This is a genomic window from Candidatus Atribacteria bacterium (assembly GCA_011056645.1).
Classification (GTDB): Bacteria; Atribacterota; Phoenicimicrobiia; order Phoenicimicrobiales; family Phoenicimicrobiaceae; genus Sediminicultor; species Sediminicultor quartus.
Window position 1 is genome coordinate 1 of record DSEL01000064.1, and the last position, 22029, is coordinate 22029.

Genomic DNA, 22029 nt, shown 5'->3' on the forward strand with positions numbered 1-22029 from the left:
ATTATAGAGAAAAAAGACAGAGCATGGTATTAAATCAACTGCGAAGCAGAGATATAGTCGATCCTGAAGTCTTGCAGGCTATGCTTACTGTACCCCGCCATCAGTTTGTTGATGAACATATTAGAGATTCCGCGTATAACGATTATCCCCTTTCTATCGGTGAAGGACAGACTATTTCCCAGCCTTATATTGTAGCTTTAATGACCCAGATATTAGAGTTAAAAGGTGGGGAAAAGGTTTTAGAGGTAGGAACCGGTTCCGGATATCAGGCTGCAGTTTTGGCTGAGATTGTAAAAGAAGTGTATACAGTAGAAATATATGATAGTCTTTCTAAAACATCAGAGAGTTTGTTAAGCAATTTGGGTTATAAAAATATTCATTTTAAAATTGGCGATGGCTATTATGGATGGGGAGAACATGCTCCTTTTGATGCCATAATTGTAACTTGTGCACCTGATCACATTCCTCCTCCCCTTCTTCAGCAGATTAAAGAAGATGGAGGTCGAATCGTAATACCGGTTGGCGGAATATGGATGACCCAGGCATTAATGAAAATTGAGAAGGTAGGAGGACAAATAAAATCTAAAGGAATTACGGGGGTTAGATTTGTTCCTATGGTTGGACATAACAGATAGAGATAAGGGACAAAGGTATTCTAGATAACCAGTTCAGCTCTACTAAAAATAAGATAAAAATATTTCTTAAAAAGAAGGATTTTTAGACTTAAATAGAATCTTATTTACATAAGAGAAGAATATCATAATGAGGTAGTAATTATTGAATGTATTGAAAAAGTAGATTATTCCAAAGTATAGGCCATATTAAAGTTATGGATATAAAAATCACTTTATTGCTATAGTTGCCAACTCCTAAAGACAAAAAAGAGGGTAATTTTTTTAATTTCAATAAAACTTGGTTTAATACTATATTTTACAGAAAGGAGGAATGAGAACTGTAATTGTTCATAAGAAGTCATAAGAAAAGAATTAAGATTTATTTTTTATAATAAAAATATTTTAAGATTGTAGAAAAATAAAGGAGATAGGTATCATGAAAATAAAAAAATTTTTTATACCTCTAATTTTACTTTCAATTTTTGCTATTATGAGCCTAACTGTTTTTTCTGCCAACAGCTCAAATCTTCCTAAAGATTTTAACACCAATGGTGACTTAATCAATGGCTGGTACTGGCTCCGAGATGATTCTCTTCAAAGCTATGCTCAGTGGACTTTTGAAAATATACCCTCTGGTGATAATGATTTAATCCTTGATATTACTGCCCTGGCCACTGACCGTCAGAATGGCGGGAGAGGTTTACCTGCGGAATTCTTACTTATTTATGAAGTACCGGGCGGAAATGTCTTTATAACCCAAAAAGTTACTTTATCGAATATATCATTACCGAGTGATTCGGTTGGCTATACCTGTCAGGGTCAGTTTACTATTCCCAGATTGGTCCTTCAGAGGGCATCTGTTCTCTTTGTGCGAATTGAACGAATTTCCTTTGATACTAATCACGTTGCCTTTAAAAAAGGAAGCATTGAGATAACAGAAATTACTGGAGAAGAAACATTCCCTCTTTACCAAGAGACTCAATTTTACCAGGGTAGCCAATTACCTGATACAAATAATCAGAATGATGCATTTTTGATTCAACCTGGTATTTATCAGGGAAGCCTTGGAGGGCAAATAGCAGGAGGTCAAATCGATAAAGAAGACTGGTATAGTTTAAACTTACAGGAAGGGCAAATTATTAATCTCCAACTTACTCAACCTTCCGGTGGTTCTTTTACTATCTTTCTAAGAAAACCGGGATCAACTTCCAACCTTGGTTACACTGTAACTCAAAATAACATTAGAAATTTCCAACACGTAGCTGATATTAGCGGGGCATGGTTTATTAGGATAAACCGCTCTTCCGGTGAGGGAAATTATCAGCTTTCAGTGGATATTCAGAATCAGAATGATGCCGGAAGTAATCACGATGCTGGAGATTCCTTTAATGATTCGATTCCACTTTATCCGGGAGTCTTTACAGGTTTCTTAAATAGAGCGGATAAGGTAGATTGGTATAATATAAACCTCTTGGAAGGGCAGACTATAAGTCTTCAACTTTTTATGCCACCCGAAGCAAATTTTAAACTTTATCTATACCGTCCTGGATCTACTTCTTCCAGAGCATTTTCACCAACCCCTCAGGGGAATATAACAATTCTACAGTACACAGCTGATGTCAGTGGAATTTGGGGAATTAGGGTTACTCGTTCATCTGGAGAAGGGGATTATCAACTTTCCATAAATATCTCTGGTTACCCGTCAGATCAGATAGACCAATCTCAATCTAGTTCTTTGGAAGGGTTCACTACCAATAAGTTTAGGTCTAATGGTACCCTAATCCAGGGTTGGTACTGGCTGCGAAATTCTACTCTACAGCATTATGCGGAATGGACCTTCGAAAATATTCCATCAGGAAATACCAACCTAACCCTGGATATTAATGCACTTGCTACCAATCAGGCTGATGGAGGAAGGGGTTTTCCAGCAAGGTTTAAGCTTATTTATGGGTTCCCAGGTAGCGGCTCAATGGGAGGAGTCTTTCAAACTATAGATGTTACTCTTCCCAATACTTCACCCTCAAGCGATCCTGTTGGTTACACTTGTAATGGTTTGGTAACCATTCCGAGATCTTTCATAGCCGGAGCTACTACTTTTTTCTTTAGAGTAGAACGTATATCTCCTAACGATAACCACGTAGCTTTTAATCAAGAAAGCATTACTTTGTTCACCGAAGAACCATCATCCGGTTATCGCGAAATCCCGAGATCAGGAACTAAATAAATATAGATGTAAATAGAATTTTACTTTAAAAATAGAGAAAGGTAAATAATCGTCTGTAGATAAAATAATTTGTATTATATATATCTTTAAAGAAGATGGAAAGGGAGCATAAAAATATGAAGCTAATCCGATTTTTTTTAATTATTTTAGTTTCTATTTTAGTGTTAAATCTGGGATTGTTAGTGGCAGCAAGTGAAGATGAAATAATTACTGAGGAAGCAGAGCACGTACATGTCAATTATATAGATAATGCTATTATACCGCCATTTTTGGGGGAAGATACAGTTAATCGTGTATTGATTTATGGAGATTATTTACCTCTCTATTTGTCTGAGCCTGCTCAGTTTGCGCCTTATCCAACTTCTATACCTCCCTATAAAAATTTATGGAATTCAGCACAAGAAGTAATTAATTCTGCTAATAATTCTAATGATCCCTTGCATGCGCAAGCTTTAAATTTACGTTCTTTTGCAGATGCAATGATAGCTATGGAACAAAAAGAAAGTTCTGTAAAATATAATCTATCTCAGCAGGATATCAATTTTGCTCTTAATCAACAGGGTATTTATTTTTATGAATTTAACGATATTCCTCCCTCTTCTGTCTGGCAATATAATCAAATAGAAAGCCTGCAGAATCCCTATCGGCCCGATTATTTAATGCAGCTGGACAATACCTTCATTGCTCCCATGAATCAATGGAATAGTATTACCTATAATCCTTCGGAAGAATATATCGAAGAACTGGATGAGTTGCTGCATCCGGTACCGGATATGAGTTTCTTGAATGATGTGTTTACGACCAGTGGTCCTTTGGGTGATATGGCAGGTGCACTGGCTGATGTGGCTAATCCTTATACTTTTTTACCTGCTATCTTTATGTTAGGTATGGATATATACCTACAATCACAAAATGAAATTGGATTTCTTTACCCTACTACAACCGGTTATAAGATATCTCCCTGTCCGGAATCGGGAATGGTTATGCTAAATCATAACGATGAACAGATGGTTTATAATATTACCGGTGGTGAGAGTGGTTCTATTACCAATATACCCTCAGGAGATTTTGGAACTTTTTTTGTTGATGCAGTGAATAGTTTTAGCGGAGGAATAAGACCCACCATATCTTTGATTAATGATGATTTGTTAAATGGAGGTAGGGTTCAATATGACAATGTACCCTCACAATACCAATCCCAGGATTACTCTTTAAATCTGGAGAGCCATGTCGGGATATCCCAGAGTAACCTTGAGCTTTGTGATACCGTCATCTGTAAAATTCAAGGTTCTGGTACTATGATCATGTTGCCTTTTAAAATCGGATGCTGGTTTCAATGTGACCAGGGACAGACGGGAAATATTAAAAGTAAGACTACCATTGGTGTTCGTTTTAAGGATGATGAAAAATACTATACCTACGACCTGGCAGATTGTATGTTAGAAAACATAAATAGTGTTAATGCCATTGCGGCAGATCAGGACGGAATATTGATGTGGAGCGGAGTGGTATCTATCAATGCGGAAGAATATGGAAAAACTGAGATTGAAGAAGTGTATCTAGCTCTTAGTTCAAGTGCCAAAAAGACCTCAGGATTAAATAAAGTCAATTGCTATACTTCTCTTTCTTTTTCCCCTTATTTTTTAAATCCGATAATAACTTTACCCCGTGATATAGAAGCATTTCCCGAAGAAGAAGTAACCTTTGAGACTGAACTTTTAGAAAGCCCTGCCAATGCTACGGTAAATGTTTCCTGGGAAATACCCTACGGTTCTGATCCCTTAGAAGGATCCGAAGTATCATATACCTTTCACAAAACAGGAATATATGATTGTAAATTGATTGTTGATCCTCAATATCAGCCTAGACCACCTGCCGTTGAGGTTACAAATCCCAGAGAAAAGTTCTGGAATACTGATGCCGGAAAAATAATATTTCCTTTTCAGGTAAAGATTCTTCCTCCCATTGATTTGAAGGTGGGTTGGAGATTACCAGATTATGTACCTCTTAATACCCGCAATTACCAGGAAGAGGAACTTTATCCAGGAAGAAAAACTACCTTTAATCTTTATGTTACCAATGAAGGGGTAAAAGACTTTCACAGCAGTGAAAATCAGGATGTACCTTTGAAATTATCCTTATTTATTGATAATAATTATAACCATTATTTTGAAGCCGATGAAAAAATCTGGGAAGAAGAAATCGATGATTTTGTAGCCAATTCCAGTCAATTTTTTAATGTAGAACTGTTACTCAGCCTTGATAAAAAGATAGATGACACCAATGATGAAACAGTTGTCTATTGGTCTAATCTTCATGATTGTCAATTACAGGTATCTGCTCTAACAGAAGAGGAGAACCAGGAAAATAATGTGATTCAAGATATCATAGAATTTATTTCATCTCCCGAATTAGATTTTACTCCCCCTGATTTTGCCGTTGAGAATGCCTATTTTTCCTTCGACCAGTATAATAATATTGTAGTAAATTTTGATTTAGCGGAAAAGAGTGGAGCTAAAAATATCATCAATAAATGGAATGAATACCATGAGGATGATCCTTTTATACCGAAATGGGGACCCATCCCCTATGAATTGTGGCTGCGGAATGGCCGTGATGTTAACGTTCTTCTTAACTCAGGAGAGATTTCTGACCTGTCTTACCATGAAACCAAAAACATTAAGTTAGGTAGAGTCAATCTTGATTACATTCCGGCAGGAAGTTATAGCCTATATCTGGGAGTTAATCCGAATATGCTTCTACCTGAATCTGAATGGCAAAACAATCATGGATTCATGGATTGGTTTACCTTGACAGATAACTCATCTTTACCCTGGTACACAAAAGGAGGAGACCGGGGCCATACTGGATGGAAAAAGTTCAATCTTATCCCGCCGCTGATTACTGACTGGGTTATTGAGCTGAACGGAATTCCGGTAGATATAGTATGTAATTCTGATAACTTTTATGTACTTACCACCTCCGGTACTATTGAAAAATACAATGCTTCGGGAGAATTACAATATACTGTAACTGGTCTGAATGGAATACCTTTACAGTCTTCTGCGATGTTGTTGTTGATATATCCCGATACTGAAAATGAAAGATTATTGACTTTTTCGGATGATTATCGATTAGTAATGATTGATACCCAATCGGGAAATAAAATCTGGACCAGCGGTAACATTTTTACCGAGACAACCTATGGTTCCCAGCAGAGTATCCGGGAATACAGCAGAAGTTTTGATTATGACGGTTATTACCTGTTGGCTGGTTGGCCGGTTGCCTTATATCGTTTTGACTCTACCATGAGTGAACCAATTCTATTGTGGGAAACAAATAAAAAAAGGTATGGGGAAGTTTTTCTCTTAGGTGACCATATCCTGGCCGGTCAATATCTTTACAGTCTGGGTGGAGAAGAATTAGAACATTTTAAATGGGTGGACGGTGAGGTAATACGTTATCAGCAATCTTTGTTTACTAACAGTTATCGGTATAATTACCTTTCCGGTCAGTTAAGCGAATTAAAGCAGATTAAGGATCCGGGTAGTATTTTTTCCGACAAAATCATTGTCGGCAGAACAATGCAGTGCCTGGATTACCAGGGAAATCAGCTGTGGACACTTCCCGATAAAATAGAACAGGAATACTATGCGGATTCTACTTCTCAAGTTATCAATGTTAGAATTCAGCCGGATACGACGATTAACTTGTGGAATGATGACTCAGGTTATTCTTACTGTATTAATCAGAATTACCAATTATTAGCGGTAGATATGGCAAACGGTCAGCCTGTCTGGTACCGGGAATTTATCGAAACACCGGAAACGGTGAAGAATTTAAAGGAAGAACTCCCCGAAAATTTGCAATCTCAACTAAGACTTGGAAGTGCAATTCATCAGACACCACTCAATATGGCAGAGGGATTTGCAATGGATATCACCAGGGTAATTCCTTACCGGAATTCTTTGTTAGTTGGAACTGTAGGTAAAAAGATTTATCGTCTCAGATCAGCCAATCTTGACCATTTGGAAGTTCAGGGTTATATTCCCTCAGTATCTTACGGACCTTCCAGGCTAAAAGTCAGGGTCCAGGCTTTTAATGAACAAGGAGCAGAGATACCCTTAGAAGATAAAATTACGGTAACCGGAGATTATATTAACCAAAATTATCCAAGATATTATTATGTTCAAGAAGAAATTTCTCTTTCCATAGGACTTCCTGATACAAAAATATATTCAGTCGATTATCCAAACCCTCCTTCTATTGTAAGCAACTATTTCAATTTTGTGGATATACAGACTTTATCTCCTCGAGTTTCTATTCCTTTAGTAATTGAAAATATCCAGTCACGCCCCATAATAAGAAAATATAAAACGCAGGCAGGAAAAGAAACTGATCTATCTATGAACGATGAAGCGCAATTAAAATATATGCCCAAAAATAGTAACAACGATGTTCGGCTTTATTATAGTGATTACGGTGAAGAAGACCTTTCCCAAGTAGTATATGAACATTCTTATCATATAATAGTAGGAATCAGAGATGCTCTGGGTATAGCCAAAGATTATGACTTTATAGATTTGCAGATCAATTTACCGGAAGGGGTTGATACTGAAGACTTAACTGTAAAAATAAATAAGGAGCCATACAATGATTGGTCTTTAACCAATCGAACTTTAATAATTAACTGTGTGAATGCTTTTTTAGAACAAAACACTAACCATTTAAGTATAATTGTATTAAAATCATCGGATTGAATTTTTTAAAAATAAAAATGTAATAATTTTTATAATGTATTAATCAACTGGATTTTTAGATACTTAGATGGTCTATTGATTAAATAACAGTTGAAGTTAGATGAAGAGTGAAGGTTAAGAGGAAAAATAGAAGGGGGCTATTAATAATGAAACACGAGAAGTTTAATAAATATTTTAAAATTTTTATTTTTTGGGTTACTTTAATAATTATATTAATTTGTGGAGTAACAATATTTGCTACAGAAATATACTCTACAGTAGATAAAAATCTAATACCAAAGAATACTATAGTTTTAGATGAATCATCATCTCAAGAATTAGTTTATATTTCTCAGGATCAAAGCATTCTTTTATTTAGAAATTCTACTTCACAATTAGAACAATTACATGTAGGTGATGTTTTATGGTTAAATGCAGCTGCGAACGATAACTATGGTTTTTTGCGACAAATAATATATCTTAATAAAGAGGAATTCAAAAATAAAGGTATAATTATTAAGACCATACCCTGGATAGAGAATCATCCTCCAATAATCTCTGGTCTTATTGCTCGACCTTCTTCCCTCGAAATTGGACAGCCGAGTGATATAACCTGCTATGCTGCTGATGAGGATAAAGATGAACTTTATTACAGTTGGATTAGTACCGGAGGAGCTCTTTTAGGAAACGGTGCCCACGCTTCCTGGATAGCTCCTAATCGAACAGGTGATTATTTTGTTACTTGTGAAGTGATTGATAACAGAGGTGGTAAGGATAGTAGAACAGTTCAGTTTTGGGTATTAGATAAATTTCCTTTATTAATTGAACAAGAAAAAAAATTGATTAAAAAATACGGATGGGGTAATAATCGTATCATCCGTTGGCCTGATGGTTACGTGGAAGTCTATGATGCTACTCATTTTAGTAGAATGCAGGAAGTCTTAGATCAATGGAATGAGGTTATGGGAGACAAGGTTGTTTTTCTTTTAAGTAACAATCCTCAAAGTCCAGTGAAAGTGAATTATAATCCGGATTTACGGGAACAAAATCTTTGTTTTCATCTAGATACTCATTGGAGGGATTATCAATTATATGCCGCAGAGGTAAAGATAAATCCGGATGCTTCTTTCTGTGGTTATCCTAAAAACAGTTATGCTTTGTATCTCCATGCCTTCAGCGGAGTAGCTGGATTTGATGTTTGGAAAGGAGAAACTGTTGACCAAAAAGATTGGCAAAACTTTAATCTTGTTCCGGAGATTATGCAGTCTATGATAAAAGCTCTTTATAAAACACCGCCGGGCTATAACCTGGAGAAAGATTTGTAATCTGTTTTATAAAGTAAATGAATTTTAATTATTAAAAAACAAAAAGTGCTTCTCTCACTAAAACTGAATCTAAGAAAACTTTATTATTGATTATTAGTAACCAATAAAATGAGTGATGGAGGAATAGAAAATATGAAGAAATATCTTTTTCTTTTTTTTGCTGTACTGATAATTTTTTATTTTTATTTAGGAGTTAATGCACAAGAGCAGAGTCCAGAGATACCGGCAGGATTTATTTTTTATCATTATCAATATACATATTTCGATATTTCCTTAATTTATCCAGAACAATGGATTAATTATTCTTCTCAGGAACGAGGAATATTTATTTACACTCCTGACTCTAAAGGAACCCTGACCTTACGGGCAACACCTTTATTTGGAGAAGAATATACGCTTGCCAAACTATATTCTGTGAATATGGACACCTTGAAAGAAGCAGGTGCAATCTTTTTGGAATCTGTTCCGGGTAAACTTTCCGGATATCCTGCTCAGCGGACTTTGTATACGATGAAATTCGGGAAGGATACACTTAAATTTATCCGCTATGATTCAATTATCGAAGATCTATTTTATTCCTTTAGTTTTAGTACTAATGAGATAAATTTTGAAAAATATCTGAATGATATAATAATAATAGTCTGTTCTATTAAGATTAATCTATAAGAGAAAGAATAGTTAAATAGAATAAAGAGTGCTATTGTTCCTTTTAATTTCTAATTTATTGATTTGTAAATGATACAGAGAACCGTCCCCTGTATCAGTAAAATTTTTAAAAATATTTTTAAAAAACTACTAAAAATCGCTTTACTTGTATGATATAATATGAAATCGAAAATTTAGTTAGGTAAGGAGGTGAAAAAATGGCCAAAAAATTTTGTATCGTATGTGGAGAAGATATAAGTAAAGACAAATATAGTACTGAACATGAGGGGAAGCATTATTTTTTTTGTTCTGAAGACTGCCGTGACGAATTTGAAAATAATCCGGAAGAATATTTAGAAGAAGAAACAGAAGATTGGAATTAATAATATATAATTCAATAGCTAAAAGCAATTAAAATTTCCTTAAGTAAAAATAAAAAATTCAAAAAGTCCTTTGTAATCCTGCAAAGGGCTTTTTGAATTTTTTATTTTACCCAATTTTTTGTATGAGTTTTTTTAATGGCAATAAATATGTTTTTAAATGAGCTTTATTAATCACCCTGAAAGGACTTGATCCACCCAGGTTGGGATGGGGGATTGGAATTCAATATTTTTCTCCAACCTTCATCAGTTAATCTATCTTCCATGGGTTGTTTGAATTCATAATAACTAAAGGTTGGTCCCACCCCTATAAGTATATGGCCTTCCGGAAGTTTGTAAGCTATTATTGCAGTTTTAATATAACCTACTCCCTCCTCTAAAATTTTTTCAGTATTACCATCTGTATGGACATCGGCCACTAAAACTGTTTTAAAGACCTCTGGTTCAACTTCTCCTCCTGAAACAGTCCTGATTAGATCTTCAGAAATACTGCCGAAGTTTTCTATAAAACTATACTCATTATCATTTAATGTATTATTTTCCAATTCTTTTGTCGAGATTTCCAGCAATTTAGTTAATATTTCTGCAAATTTATTAAGTCCTGCTTCTATCATAAGATTTTCCAATTCTTCCTGAGGGATTAAATTTTTGAATCCCTGGTTAGTCATTTCGCTTAAAGCTAACAGCCGGCCATAAAACTCAGGGACTGGCTCAACATAACCGACTACCGGAGGAGGTTCAAATATTCCTCCCATCTCAGCAATAGTATAACTCTGCTTGACATACAAAAGGGTATCATGTCTTAATTCGGTCCAGGAGGCTAAAGCTGTATTTAATTCTTTATCTTGCCAGGCTTCGGTTTGCATAAAAGTAGGATAACCTTTACCGAATTCACCATTTAATGATTTCAACACATAAAGCCAATTGAGATAAAGATTTTTAGACCAATCTTCTTTGGTAAGAGAATCAATGTAAATTTTTAGTTCGGCAAATTTCTTATCGTAATCTGTATAATGGGTATCTCCCGAACTTTCTAATATCTTTTTTGCCCTTTCAGAGCCTAATAAGGCAATTAAATCTAATCCTCGCGGGAAACCTCTAACCTCTCTTGCTGCAGGTGGAGGACAGGCTTTTACATCCGTCTTTACCCAGGTGAAAGGACGATCTCCTCTATATTCAGCATAAGCATCGTCCCAGCTAAAAGTAAAGGGTTTTTCTTCAGTTGGCAAGGAAGGTTTTGGTCCCATATATTCTCCACTATAAGGAGAAATAATTTCAGAGAAAATCCAGGAATCCAAAGTAAATCTCTGACCCATTAATCTGAATCCTTTGGTTTTTTTCAAAAGTTCTTTGGCCTGTACTTTTAAAGCCTGGATTTTTTCCTCGGAAAGAGGGGGGCAGGGCATTAATAATTCACAAGCACCTAATCCACTATAAATTTTTGGATTGTAAGGATAATCTAAGAGTGCTTCTTTGAGTTCTAAATATTTTTCTCCTATTTTTTGGGGATCTATTTCACCTTTATATAATTCTTTTAACACCTCACTATATTCGTTTGGACCTAAATCATCGGAGAATCCCACCAGAAAAGAAGTAATAACATATATTCTATTCCACCTTTCCTGAAGGCCTTGACTCTGAGAAAATTGGTTAGCCAATAAGAAGGCTTGCAGGGTTTGAATTCGGGCATCATATTCAGAAATAATTCCACCCATATTACCGGTACACAGTGATTCTCCGGGAGATAAAAGAGTAGATCCTTCGATTAGGGCAGTCATCCTCCCATACCACATTAAAGCTTTAAAGTAATTATTCAGTTTTTCCGATTTAGTGTAATGACCTCGGGGGATATATTGGGAATAATCTTCTTGATAGATAAATATTGGAGAATATTCCCAGCCTTTATGCTCTTCAATTAATTTTATTTCTTTTTGGGTGAATTCTTTTACCAAATCAGGTATTTTAAAATTATATTGCTTGAATTCTGTCTCACTGAAATATTTAAAACTGGCTTTATCCCCATAATACTGCTTTACACCCTCTATGAACATTTTGCAAACTTCCGGATCCATTTCCGGATGGCAATATTCCTCCTTTAAGGTCTCCTCATTCATTACCTGATTTATTTTTGGTTTTAAAAGCTCTAAAGCTACTGAAAGATAAGCTATATTCCTTTTAGCTGCCTCTTTTAAGTCCCCACTACTTTTTTTATATTCTTCCAGAGATTTTTCTAATAAATTTTTACTTATCAACCATATATCTTGGTAGAAAAGATCTCTTTCTAATTTCATCAAGGTAGTATCGAAGAAGATATGATAATAATGTAAAAGGGAATCGGTGGTGATAAAAATGGGTAAATCAATTTCTCCTATAGCTTTATAATAAGCTACGAAATCATCTTTAGGGTAAGCATTCTGACGGGAAGACATAAGAAATATTTTTTGTTCTCCAATATCAAGAGGAGTGGGGATAACTACGAAACCATTCTTTTGTAAAAGAGTTAGAGCTTCAGGACTAAGTTGTATTTTTTCAGAAAAATTTTGAAAGTTATTAATTTTTGTCATGTTCAAAGGTAAAGGATAGGCAGGTATGCTGGGGATAATTTCTAATTCTCCCGGAAGCATATTATTCGGTTCGATAAATTGTTTAGTTGGAATGACTCCGCATGAGGCATTTCCTACATAAGCGAAGAAGGAAATAGAGACTAAAAAAAATATGGCGATCTTCAATAAATTGACGCTATTTTGTCTTTCTATATTTTGAAAATTTAATTTATAAAATAAATTTAACATAATGATTATCGCCTTTCGATTTTTATTATACCACCCTTTATTTCATCTACCAACTTATCATCTGAGCGTTTTGCTAATTGGATTAAAAATTCGCTAGCTTTATTCTGTTTCATTAAGGCAGGCTGGCTTAAATTAATTTGGAGAGGGAAAAGTCGACAGGATAGTCTATCAGGGTAAATTTCTAATCCTACCGCTAAACCTTGCTGAGTATCGAGAGAAAAATATTGGTCAAAGATAAAATTTCCTAAAGAATAAAAGATGAGTTTTCCCCTATATTTTTCAATATTTTGTACTACATGAGGATGATGGCCAATAATTAAATCTGCTCCTGCTTCGATTATCTTATAAGCTAATTTTTGTTGAGTCTGCGAATTAGTTAGCTGATATTCTTCTCCCCAATGTATACTTACGATTAAAAAATTATCGGGATTTAAAAATTTGACCGTTTTGATTGCTTTCATCATTTCTTCTTCTTTATGAATGAAGGGGAAAATTTGATTAAAAGCTAAAAAAGTTATATTGTCCCTAATAAAAGAATAACTAAGATTATCCGAACTATCGGAAAAAGGATTACCCACAAAAGCCATTCCGTATTTTCTTAACCACTTTTTTGTTTCTGCCAATCCTTCTTTTCCCATATCTGGAGTATGATTATTCGCTAAAGAAAATAAATTAAAATGACTCCGGAAAATTCCTTTAATTAATTCTGGATTAAAGGCAAATTTTAAAGAATTGGTGGGAAATTCAGGGGGATTACTTACAATAGGACCTTCTAAATTTCCAAAAACAATGTCTACCCCTCTTAAAAATTGATTAATTTCTTGAAAAGGATAGTAAATACTATTTTTCCTAATTAAGCCTTCAACTCCCCTACCTAACATTATATCTCCTACCAATAAAATAGTTTTTATTCCCGAACTAAAATTCTCAAGGGATAAGTCAGATAGGTAGTCTGCGGATTTATCCTCTCCAAAGACTACGCTTAAATAAGATGTGGTTTCTTCTAATTCCAAATTTAAAAAATCAATAGAATCTTTATACGCAATAATGTGAGGTACTTCTTTTTGTCGTAATTTAGCAAAAAGTCTGACTGCATACAGAGCTTGCCAGCAGTCAACCTCTATGTTTCTAAAATGTTCTTCCTCAAAATTTAACAAAACCCTGATACTCGTAATATCATGAAAATCAGCTGCCCTGGAAGGAAGGTAATGAGAGAAATCTACACTAGCAATAACAATAGTATCAAGAAGAGTATTTTTATTAATTGTCTTTATCAATCCTTCCATCTGTTCTTTGGTAATATTAGCAGGTATCAAAATGGGTAAAATATTAGTTTCAGGCAAATATTTTTTTATATAAGAAAGGAGAGTAATTATTCCATGGTCAGAAGTAACCGCAGAGTTGTTATATATCATTTTATTTTCTTTAAATATTTTTTCCCACGATAATGGTTCAATTTTTAAGTTCTTGAAATTATGGATATCAGAATCTAATTTAACAGTAATGAAGGAGTTATTTTCCCCAAGTATTCCGCTTTTAAAATGATCAGGGCCTAGTATCACTATGATTTCAGGTTTTCCCTGAGAGGAAATATAACTAAAAAAATCCTCAATTATATCCTTGGCTAACAAATGATGGGGTACTACTCCGGAAACGATATCTTGCTTATTGTCCGAATCAGATGCAAAAACCTCTGATATGTTGATGAAGTTTAATATTAAAGTAATACTGAGAAAAATAATCAAAATGCGGATAGGAACAGGGGATGATTCTCTTTTCTCCTTTTTCCTGCTCCCTGTTCCCCTGGTTATAACTAGAAATCCAAAAAGATATGCAAGAGTAGCCAGCATAGCCACTACTCGAAACCCAAAGAAGAGGGCTATTATCACTGCGGAGACGGAGGCGATAATAGAACAGAAACTATTAGTTGCCCATAACCAGGGAATCAATCCCTTTTCCTTTCCTTGGTCTATTATACTGATCAGCCTTATCCCTAAAGGGAAGGGCATACCCATTAAAAATCCCAGAGGGGAAATTAAACCCACAGTAATTAATATTTTTATTAACAAACCGTATTTCAAAGTATCACTAAAAATATGAGGTAAAATAATTTGATATAGTATTAAAATTACACATAGGAAAAGTATAATAATTTTTAAATTTTCAATATAATTTTTCTCTATTTTTTGAGAATATAAACTTCCCAAACCTGAGAAGAACAGGAAAGAGAAGATAATAATAGAGGTAGAATAAGCAGGATTAGTTAGATAGAGGATAAATTTTTGGATAAAAGAGATCTCTAAAAGCATATATCCTAAACCCAAAAAAGCAAAATAAAGCAAAAAAGGAATTTTTACCTTTCTTTTACTTATAGGGAGTCCCTTTAAAATTAAAGGTAAAAATATGAAAATGATACTAAATATGATTCCCTGAAGGAAAGTGGCAAATATAATTAAGTTTCCCCATTCTATTAAAGACTGCCAGTTAGCTGTACTTTTGATTATCTTAGGGATATTTTGCCATTTTAAAGTATAAAAGAAGTAAGGTTGATTATCAGTGACTGCCGAAACATTAAAGAAATAACTATCATAAAAATCCTTTAATTTATCTTCCTTAAAACTATTTATCAATTGGTCTATTTCCTGATAATAATAATTCTGTTCCAGGATATGATTTATATTAGCATCTTTCTCCTTAATTCCTGGGAAATAGACTGTATCAAAGTTCCTTTTATCACAAAAATCTTTAATTATTCTTATCTCCTCCTCTCCTATTTCTTTTTTTCTTAGAATAAGGGTAGAGGTAGCCCAACTACGGATGATAGCCAGATGATTTTCCGGTTTTTCTATTCCCATTTGTTTAAGAGTCTCTAAGCTGATGCTGCAAAGACGAACAATCTCTCGAGGCGGGAATTTTAGCCAACGAGTTATACTCAAATTTCCTCCCTCAGAAAGATGCTGCCAAAAATCGATAAATCCTTCTATTGTATAAAGATAGTTTTCTGATATGCTATAAAATCCTCCGGAAGCAGTATTGGATGAGCCAATTAAAGAAATTTGAATCAAGTCGAACTTTTGGTCTAATCCTTTTAATAAGCTCCTTCCTTCTCCGGTTAAAATTTTAATTCCCTCACGGTTATAAATATTTCCCGAGTAATTGCCATAATTATTTTGAAGTAAGATCTTGATATTGGGATTCATCTCAATTCCCCAGATCTCTTCTATGTCATTATAAATTCCTCCCAGTATATCTAATCCTCCTCCCGGTCCGATGATTAATGTCTTCTTATCCGGATTATCTAAATTCCCTATAAGATGAAATCCTAAGGCAGAAGGAAGGTAATCTGAAAACTCTATTTTTCTTAGCCTTTTTAAATAATCTTCTCCGCCTAATTTGGTAATTGCGTTCAATCCATCACCATCGGTAACCAGGCCCAACTGTTCCGGAATCTCTCCCGAGAAATTCAAACTTAACCCTGGGGCGTATTTTACTCCCTCACTTTCTACTACTTCCAACCTGGAGAAACAATTCTCCCGGCGATCAATTATCTGGGAATTGGGATAACGCAATAAAGTAAATAAACTTTTATAAGGATTGATGGGGAAAAAATAAAAGCTCTTTCCACCGAAAAATAAAATGATAAAAATAAATATCCCCATCACAATGTAAACGAATGATCTTTTGTCTTTCAGTTTTAAGGAAAATAAAAAAGAAGCTAAAAAAGAGAACAAGGGAGGGATAATCAATAAATGGCTCAAACTTATATAATTAGCTATGATTAAAAAAAAGATACAACCAATCGAGGCACCTCCTAAATCGCAGAAATATATTTTATTTACTTTTTCGGGCAATTTAGATATAGCTAAAGAGATGCAAAGTCCGGCAAAGAAAAAGGGTGTAGCAATGGCTAAATAATAAATTATTAAGTACAGTAATTGATATCTATCTGTAGTTATCCGATAAAGGTCAAAGGGGATTTTAGAGATGATAAATAGAGAGAATAAAGAACCCAAAGAGAATAGCAGAGAAAAGAAGAAAAGATATTTATATAATTTTATCCCCTCAGCTTTCTTCAGTAAAGAAGAAAAGACCGATAAAAAAGTTCCGCTAGCTCCATATCCTAAAAAAGCGATACTAATAATCATGAAAGCCAGATAATTCCATTGGAGAATAGAAAATACTCGCATAAGAGAGAGTTCAAAAAGCAAGACTGAACCAGAAAAAAAGAATATTCCTAGATATAAGGGAAAATCATTATCTTTTTTAGCTTCTACCATGGTATCCATTATTTCATTCTCGTAGTTTTTCTTTTATCGCTCTTTTAATCTCTGGTATATTAATCAGAGTAGCCATAATGCCACCTTTAATCAGTATTTCTGCCTCATCAAAATCAAAAAGATTTATTTCTTTAATTCCAAAGGGGACGATGAGAACATCTGCCCCCTCCAGGTATTGGTCGGTAATCTTTGATTCCATAATATCGGTAGATTGGTTGATTATTTCAATGAGATTAGGGCCTTCAAATTTTGATGTTACTTTCTCTATTGCTTGTTTCAATATCCCTTTTTCTTCCTCAACTAAAGGAATAGTTTCTTCTGTATCCTTAAATTTTGGGTTTTCCTCTTTATTTATTCTTAAACCCTCTAAATTTTCTACCTCTTTTAAATGGCCAGTCTCTTTATCAATCATCAATACGGCAGTGTAAGGGTCTATTTTCGCCAGACTCACAGCAATAATAATATCAGCTCCCATCATCTTGACTATATCTACCGGGACCGGATTGACTACTCCCCCATCTACCAGATAATAATCCCCATACTTTACCGGTGTAAATATACCGGGAATGGAAATACTTGCCCTTACAGCATCAATTAGTTTTCCTTGATTTAAGATCACCTCTGCTCCGCTTTCTATTTCTGTAGCTACAGCTGTAAAAGGAATTTTGAGGTCATTAAAAGTTTTACCCTCTAAAAATAAATCATTTAACATTTCTTCTATTCTTTCGCCGCTTATCAGACCTGAATGAGGAAGGACAAGATCTATTAAGAAAAGCGTTTTGCTTTTCTTCATCGAGAGAGCAGCTTCTTCCAACTGGTTAATAGAAGCTCCGGCAGCATAAAGAGATCCCACCACTGAACCAATACTGGTGCCGGCGATTATATCGATAGGAATATTATAGGCTTCAAGTGCTAAAATAACACCTACGTGGGCCAATCCTCGTGCCGAGCCGCCCCCCAAAGCCAGACCAATTTTCAATCCCTTTTTTTTACACTTGGCCAACAAATCTTCCAATTCTAAATCCTTTTCTACCACTACCTTAAATTCGTCATCTTTAGTGATAAATACATTATTAACAAATTGAGCTTCCATTTCAGCATAAGTTAGATCAATAGCAGTATTTTCTACTCTTTCTTCGCTTGTGGTATCCGCATAGATAAAGAAGGTAAAATTCGACAGACAAAATAATAAAATAAAAAGCAAGATAATTTTAAAAATATTTTTAGACATTTTTTCTCCTCCCATTTCTAATAAATTCACTAAAAACGAAACTAAATATTCTTTTTTTATTTTAATTTTGCTTTAATAACTGCCTTGATCTCAGGTATTTTAATCAGTGTAGCAGTAATACCCCCTCTAATCAGCTCTTCTGCTTTATCAAAATCAAAGTCATGGATACCTTTGAGGCCAAAAGGAACAATGACGATATCAGCTCCTTCCAGTGATCTTTCTATAATTTTTGATTCCATAATATCAATCGTTTGGCTAATGATGTGAAAGATGCCGGGAGTCTTGAAGGATGATTTTGCCTCTGTAATTTTCTGATGGATGATTGATTTTAATTCTATTTTTGAATCTTTCGTTTTAACTTTTACATCTTCTATCTTGTCTGCAGCGTTATTCATATTCAAGGTAATGGTTCGGGATATTATTTTAGTTAAACTAACTGCAATAATGATATCTGCACCCATGTTCCTTGTCACATCCACCGGAACCGGGTTTACCAAGCCTCCATCCACAAGGTAATAATCCTGATACTTTACCGGTGTAAATATACCGGGAATGGAAATGCTTGCCCTTACAGCATCAATTACTTTTCCTTGGTTAATCACCACTTCTGCTCCGTTTTCAATAATCGTTGCTACTGCAGCAAACGGTATATTCAGGTCATCAAATGTTTTATGTTTTAAAGCAATGGTTTTTAAAATTTCTTCTGCGCGGTGACCTTTAATGAAACCTGAATGTGGTAGAGCAGGGTCCAATAAAAACAAGGTTTTGCTTATTTTCATCGATAAAGCTGCTTCTTCCAGATGTTCTATTGAAGCACCGGAAGCATATAAAGAACCAATGACCGAACCGATACTGGTACCCGCAATCATATCAATGGGAATGCCGTATGCTTCTAAAACCTGAATAACTCCCACATGCGCCAAGCCGCGGGCAGAACCGCTACCCAAAGCCAATCCGAACTTCATTCCCTTTTTCTTACATTTGGCCAATAAATCTTCTAATTCCGGGTCTTTTTCTATTTTAAAGTTTTTTATTTCTCCATCTCCATATATCTCTCTCTCCCTAAAAATGTCATTGCGAACTCCCATAGGGAGTGTGGCAATCTCAACCTCCACGTCTACCTATTAATTAAATATTTCTTAACCCTATATAATAATAATTCGCCATTTAAATCAAAAAACCCTTTTTATTTAATACATTTTAATATAAATTTATTTAAAAATATAGGGGAGTATTGTCATTGCGAAATATTGTCATTGCCGCGCTTCATTCTGTCATTCCCGCCCCCCTCTGTCATTCCCATGAAACCTGTCCTCAACCTGATCGGGGAATGGGATCCAGTAATTGTCATTGCGAGGATGATATTCAATTAATATTTAATATCATCCGTGGCAATCTCGTAATACTTTTTATAATAACCAATAACTTTTTCCTCCAAAAAGAAGGACTTTCCAAAACTTTGTCGAATTAATTATAATGGATATTTAAATAAAAAAAGGGGAAATAGTATGTTAGTTTTTATTAGCGATTTACACTTTGTAGATGAAACTGCCGGAAAACAAAACATTCCTACATCTGCTTTTAAATTATTTTTATCAGATATTAAAACGCATTCGGAAAAAACCAAGAATAAAGAAAAAGAATTAAAGATAGTATTTTTAGGTGACATATTTGATCTTCTTAGAGCTGAAGAATGGTTCCGGGAAAAAGAAGAAGATAGGCCCTGGGGAAACAATACTGAAAGCATGAAAAAAAGAGCAAAAATCATATTAGATAAAATTGCTGAAAAAAACCAAGATACCTTCAATTTATTCTCCAAACAAAATCTGGAAAATACATTTAAAGACACCAATGTTGAAACGATTTATATACCCGGAAACCACGACAGGTTATGCTGGATGATAGATGAATTGAAAGAAAAAGTAATAGAGCTTCTAGGTTTACGTGCTAATAATGCCGAAAATTTTGAGCATTACTTTTCTAATATTGAACATGGAGTATATGCTACACATGGACATATATTTGATAAATTCAATTATGAGGGAGGACCTGCATATACCGATTTAGATTATAGATCAGTTCCGATTGGGGATCCTGTTACAACAGAAATATTAACCAAGATTCCTTATAAATTATTTAAAAATATTGAGTTAAAAAATTCACTAAGTAGTGAAGATTCAATTCGGTTAAAATATAATTTTCAAGAAATAGGAAACATTCGACCTTTTTGGGCAACTTTAAAATGGCTTATTTTTCAAGTAAAAGAAAATATGGTATTAAAAGATATCATTGAAGATACCATAGATGAAATAATGAATGAATTTAATGATTTGAAATTTGTAAAAAATTGGTACAAACATCATGACAAATGGTATCACCCCTTTGACACAGTAGATATGATTCAAGCTTGTATTTTTTGTTTAGAGAAATTTAAAATATTATCCTTCGAAAAACTATCAGGGATTATAGAATATATGATGAGTAAGTTAAGCGATCATAATGATAGTGATGGGGCGATTAAACTTTTCCATGGTCTGAACGAGAACTTCCAATATATAGTCATGGGACATACCCATTTTCCCTTACAACTACCACTTTTCCTTGACCAGCAGGATAATGGAAAAATACGTGAATCCCTTTATCTAAATACAGGAACCTGGATAAAAAATTATTATGAATGCAGCGAAGGAAATGGTTTTATTGGGTGGAAAAATATGAATTATGTGATTGTTTACACACCAAAAGAAAAACCTAATAAATATAATTTGCCGGTATTTGAAACCTGGCGGGGGGTTGAAAAGAGAGACGAGTAATTCTTAAATCATATTTATTAAATATGTTTATTTTTGTGATGGCGTTTTATCTATGGTTTTATCAGGAAGATGGGAATTGGGAGCAGATTATACAAATTTGTAAAATATAAATAAAAATAGAAAAAGCAAATGTTAAAGTTTGAATCTAAATTTTTCTATGATATTTTTTAAAATATCAATATTTTAACAATTAGGAAAAACATGAAAGATATAATAGTAGAATTATTTAATAATTTACTAACTAATAATTGGCAAAATCCAATAGCAATTGTTACGGTTATAACTAGGACTATTTTTCTTTGGTTTTCTTCTGGAATATCAGTATATTTAAACGATCTAAATTTTTACTTACTTGCCATTATTGTATTGTTTGAATATCTATTTTGGGATCTTTCGACTAAAATAAAAAAAATCAGAAGGGCAATATTGGAATCGCGATAGCAATCACAGCGGAAATGAACCAATCCAAGAAAGATTAAAAAATTATTTAATGGACAGCATTAGAGAAGAAATTAATTCGGGAAGTTATAAGCAATTTCAAGTTATTAACCTATCTAATTACCATTCAAAAAAAATAAAAGAAAATCCACAAAAAAATTGCATCAAATATCACAAATCAACCAATTGTACTTTTTTAGTCTTTGGCCATTGTGCAAAAAGAATGCATGAAGGAAAGGAATGTTATTACTTAAAATTAGAAGCTAGTGTTATACATAATCTAATACCTAAGCCTGTTAGTACTGCTTTTAGTGGTGATATGTCTAAAATATTTCCCAGAGAGTATCTTTTTCCCGTTATGAATGAAGTTTTAGGGTTTAAAATAGAAGGGCAAAAGATGGGTTTTTCTGCAAAATATATAATCGGAATGGCTAGTTTATTTTCTAAAGATTTTATCACAGCTTTTAAATTACATTTTTCTTTAATTAATGAATTAGAAAAAAATAGTTCCAAGCATTCAGATTCAGATAATGTTATTCTTGGTATAATAA

General features: G+C 34.0%; 12 protein-coding genes. 8 read left to right on the plus strand and 4 right to left on the minus strand.

Features of this window, described 5'->3' with window-relative positions; genetic code table 11:
* From ENO17_02345 to ENO17_02370, 6 genes are all read left to right on the plus strand, one after another.
* On the plus strand, positions 1-635 hold a 635-nt coding region (locus tag ENO17_02345; GenBank protein HER23879.1), incomplete at its 5' end, for a protein-L-isoaspartate(D-aspartate) O-methyltransferase.
* 415 nt (positions 636-1050) lie between these two features.
* Entirely contained in the window at positions 1051-2838 is a 1788-nt protein-coding gene (locus ENO17_02350) for a hypothetical protein (GenBank protein ID HER23880.1), read from the plus strand.
* Between the two features lie 116 nt (positions 2839-2954).
* A complete protein-coding gene (locus ENO17_02355) occupies positions 2955-7598 on the plus strand; it encodes a hypothetical protein (GenBank protein HER23881.1) in 4644 nt (1547 codons plus the stop codon).
* Positions 7599-7744: 146 nt separating this feature from the next.
* A complete protein-coding gene (locus ENO17_02360; protein HER23882.1) occupies positions 7745-8902 on the plus strand; it encodes a hypothetical protein in 1158 nt (385 codons plus the stop codon).
* A 132-nt stretch (positions 8903-9034) separates the two neighbouring features.
* Complete coding sequence (locus tag ENO17_02365) at positions 9035-9568, plus strand: hypothetical protein (protein ID HER23883.1); 534 nt, start codon at positions 9035-9037, stop codon at positions 9566-9568.
* Between the two features lie 197 nt (positions 9569-9765).
* Positions 9766-9930 (plus strand): YHS domain-containing protein, encoded by a 165-nt coding sequence (locus tag ENO17_02370; protein HER23884.1) that lies wholly within the window; start codon positions 9766-9768, stop codon positions 9928-9930.
* Positions 9931-10097: 167 nt separating this feature from the next.
* On the opposite strand, the gene ENO17_02375 is transcribed toward ENO17_02370, so the two are convergent.
* From ENO17_02375 to ENO17_02390, 4 genes are all read right to left on the minus strand, one after another.
* Entirely contained in the window at positions 10098-12719 is a 2622-nt protein-coding gene (locus ENO17_02375) for a DUF3160 domain-containing protein (GenBank protein ID HER23885.1), read from the minus strand.
* A 5-nt stretch (positions 12720-12724) separates the two neighbouring features.
* On the minus strand, positions 12725-17005 hold the full coding sequence (gene amrB, locus ENO17_02380; GenBank protein ID HER23886.1) for an AmmeMemoRadiSam system protein B: 4281 nt from the start codon (positions 17003-17005) through the stop codon (positions 12725-12727).
* Positions 17006-17009: 4 nt separating this feature from the next.
* Positions 17010-18089 (minus strand): hypothetical protein, encoded by a 1080-nt coding sequence (locus ENO17_02385; GenBank protein HER23887.1) that lies wholly within the window; start codon positions 18087-18089, stop codon positions 17010-17012.
* A gap of 194 nt (positions 18090-18283) precedes the next feature.
* Positions 18284-19261, minus strand: coding sequence for a hypothetical protein (locus ENO17_02390; protein ID HER23888.1), 978 nt, complete (start codon positions 19259-19261; stop codon positions 18284-18286).
* A 474-nt stretch (positions 19262-19735) separates the two neighbouring features.
* Here ENO17_02390 and ENO17_02395 point away from each other — a divergent pair, with 474 nt between their 5' ends.
* Together ENO17_02395 and ENO17_02400 are read left to right on the plus strand one after the other, a co-directional pair.
* The gene (locus ENO17_02395) at positions 19736-21040 is read left to right on the plus strand and encodes a hypothetical protein (protein ID HER23889.1); all 1305 of its coding nucleotides are present in this window, start codon (positions 19736-19738) and stop codon (positions 21038-21040) included.
* Positions 21041-21530: 490 nt separating this feature from the next.
* Positions 21531-22029 (plus strand): hypothetical protein (locus ENO17_02400; GenBank protein HER23890.1); only part of this gene is annotated, 499 nt, incomplete at its 3' end.

What these genes read in the sequence shown, in the direction of transcription:
- ENO17_02365 (HER23883.1), top strand. Translation starts at nt 9,035, where the DNA reads ATGAAGAAATATCTTTTTCTTTTTTTTGCTGTACTGATAATTTTTTAT.
- amrB (HER23886.1), bottom strand. Translation starts at nt 17,005, where the DNA reads ATGGATACCATGGTAGAAGCTAAAAAAGATAATGATTTTCCCTTATAT.
- ENO17_02375 (HER23885.1), bottom strand. Translation starts at nt 12,719, where the DNA reads ATGTTAAATTTATTTTATAAATTAAATTTTCAAAATATAGAAAGACAA.
- ENO17_02360 (HER23882.1), top strand. Translation starts at nt 7,745, where the DNA reads ATGAAACACGAGAAGTTTAATAAATATTTTAAAATTTTTATTTTTTGG.
- ENO17_02385 (HER23887.1), bottom strand. Translation starts at nt 18,089, where the DNA reads ATGGAAGCTCAATTTGTTAATAATGTATTTATCACTAAAGATGACGAA.
- ENO17_02395 (HER23889.1), top strand. Translation starts at nt 19,736, where the DNA reads ATGTTAGTTTTTATTAGCGATTTACACTTTGTAGATGAAACTGCCGGA.
- ENO17_02350 (HER23880.1), top strand. Translation starts at nt 1,051, where the DNA reads ATGAAAATAAAAAAATTTTTTATACCTCTAATTTTACTTTCAATTTTT.
- ENO17_02355 (HER23881.1), top strand. Translation starts at nt 2,955, where the DNA reads ATGAAGCTAATCCGATTTTTTTTAATTATTTTAGTTTCTATTTTAGTG.
- ENO17_02370 (HER23884.1), top strand. Translation starts at nt 9,766, where the DNA reads ATGGCCAAAAAATTTTGTATCGTATGTGGAGAAGATATAAGTAAAGAC.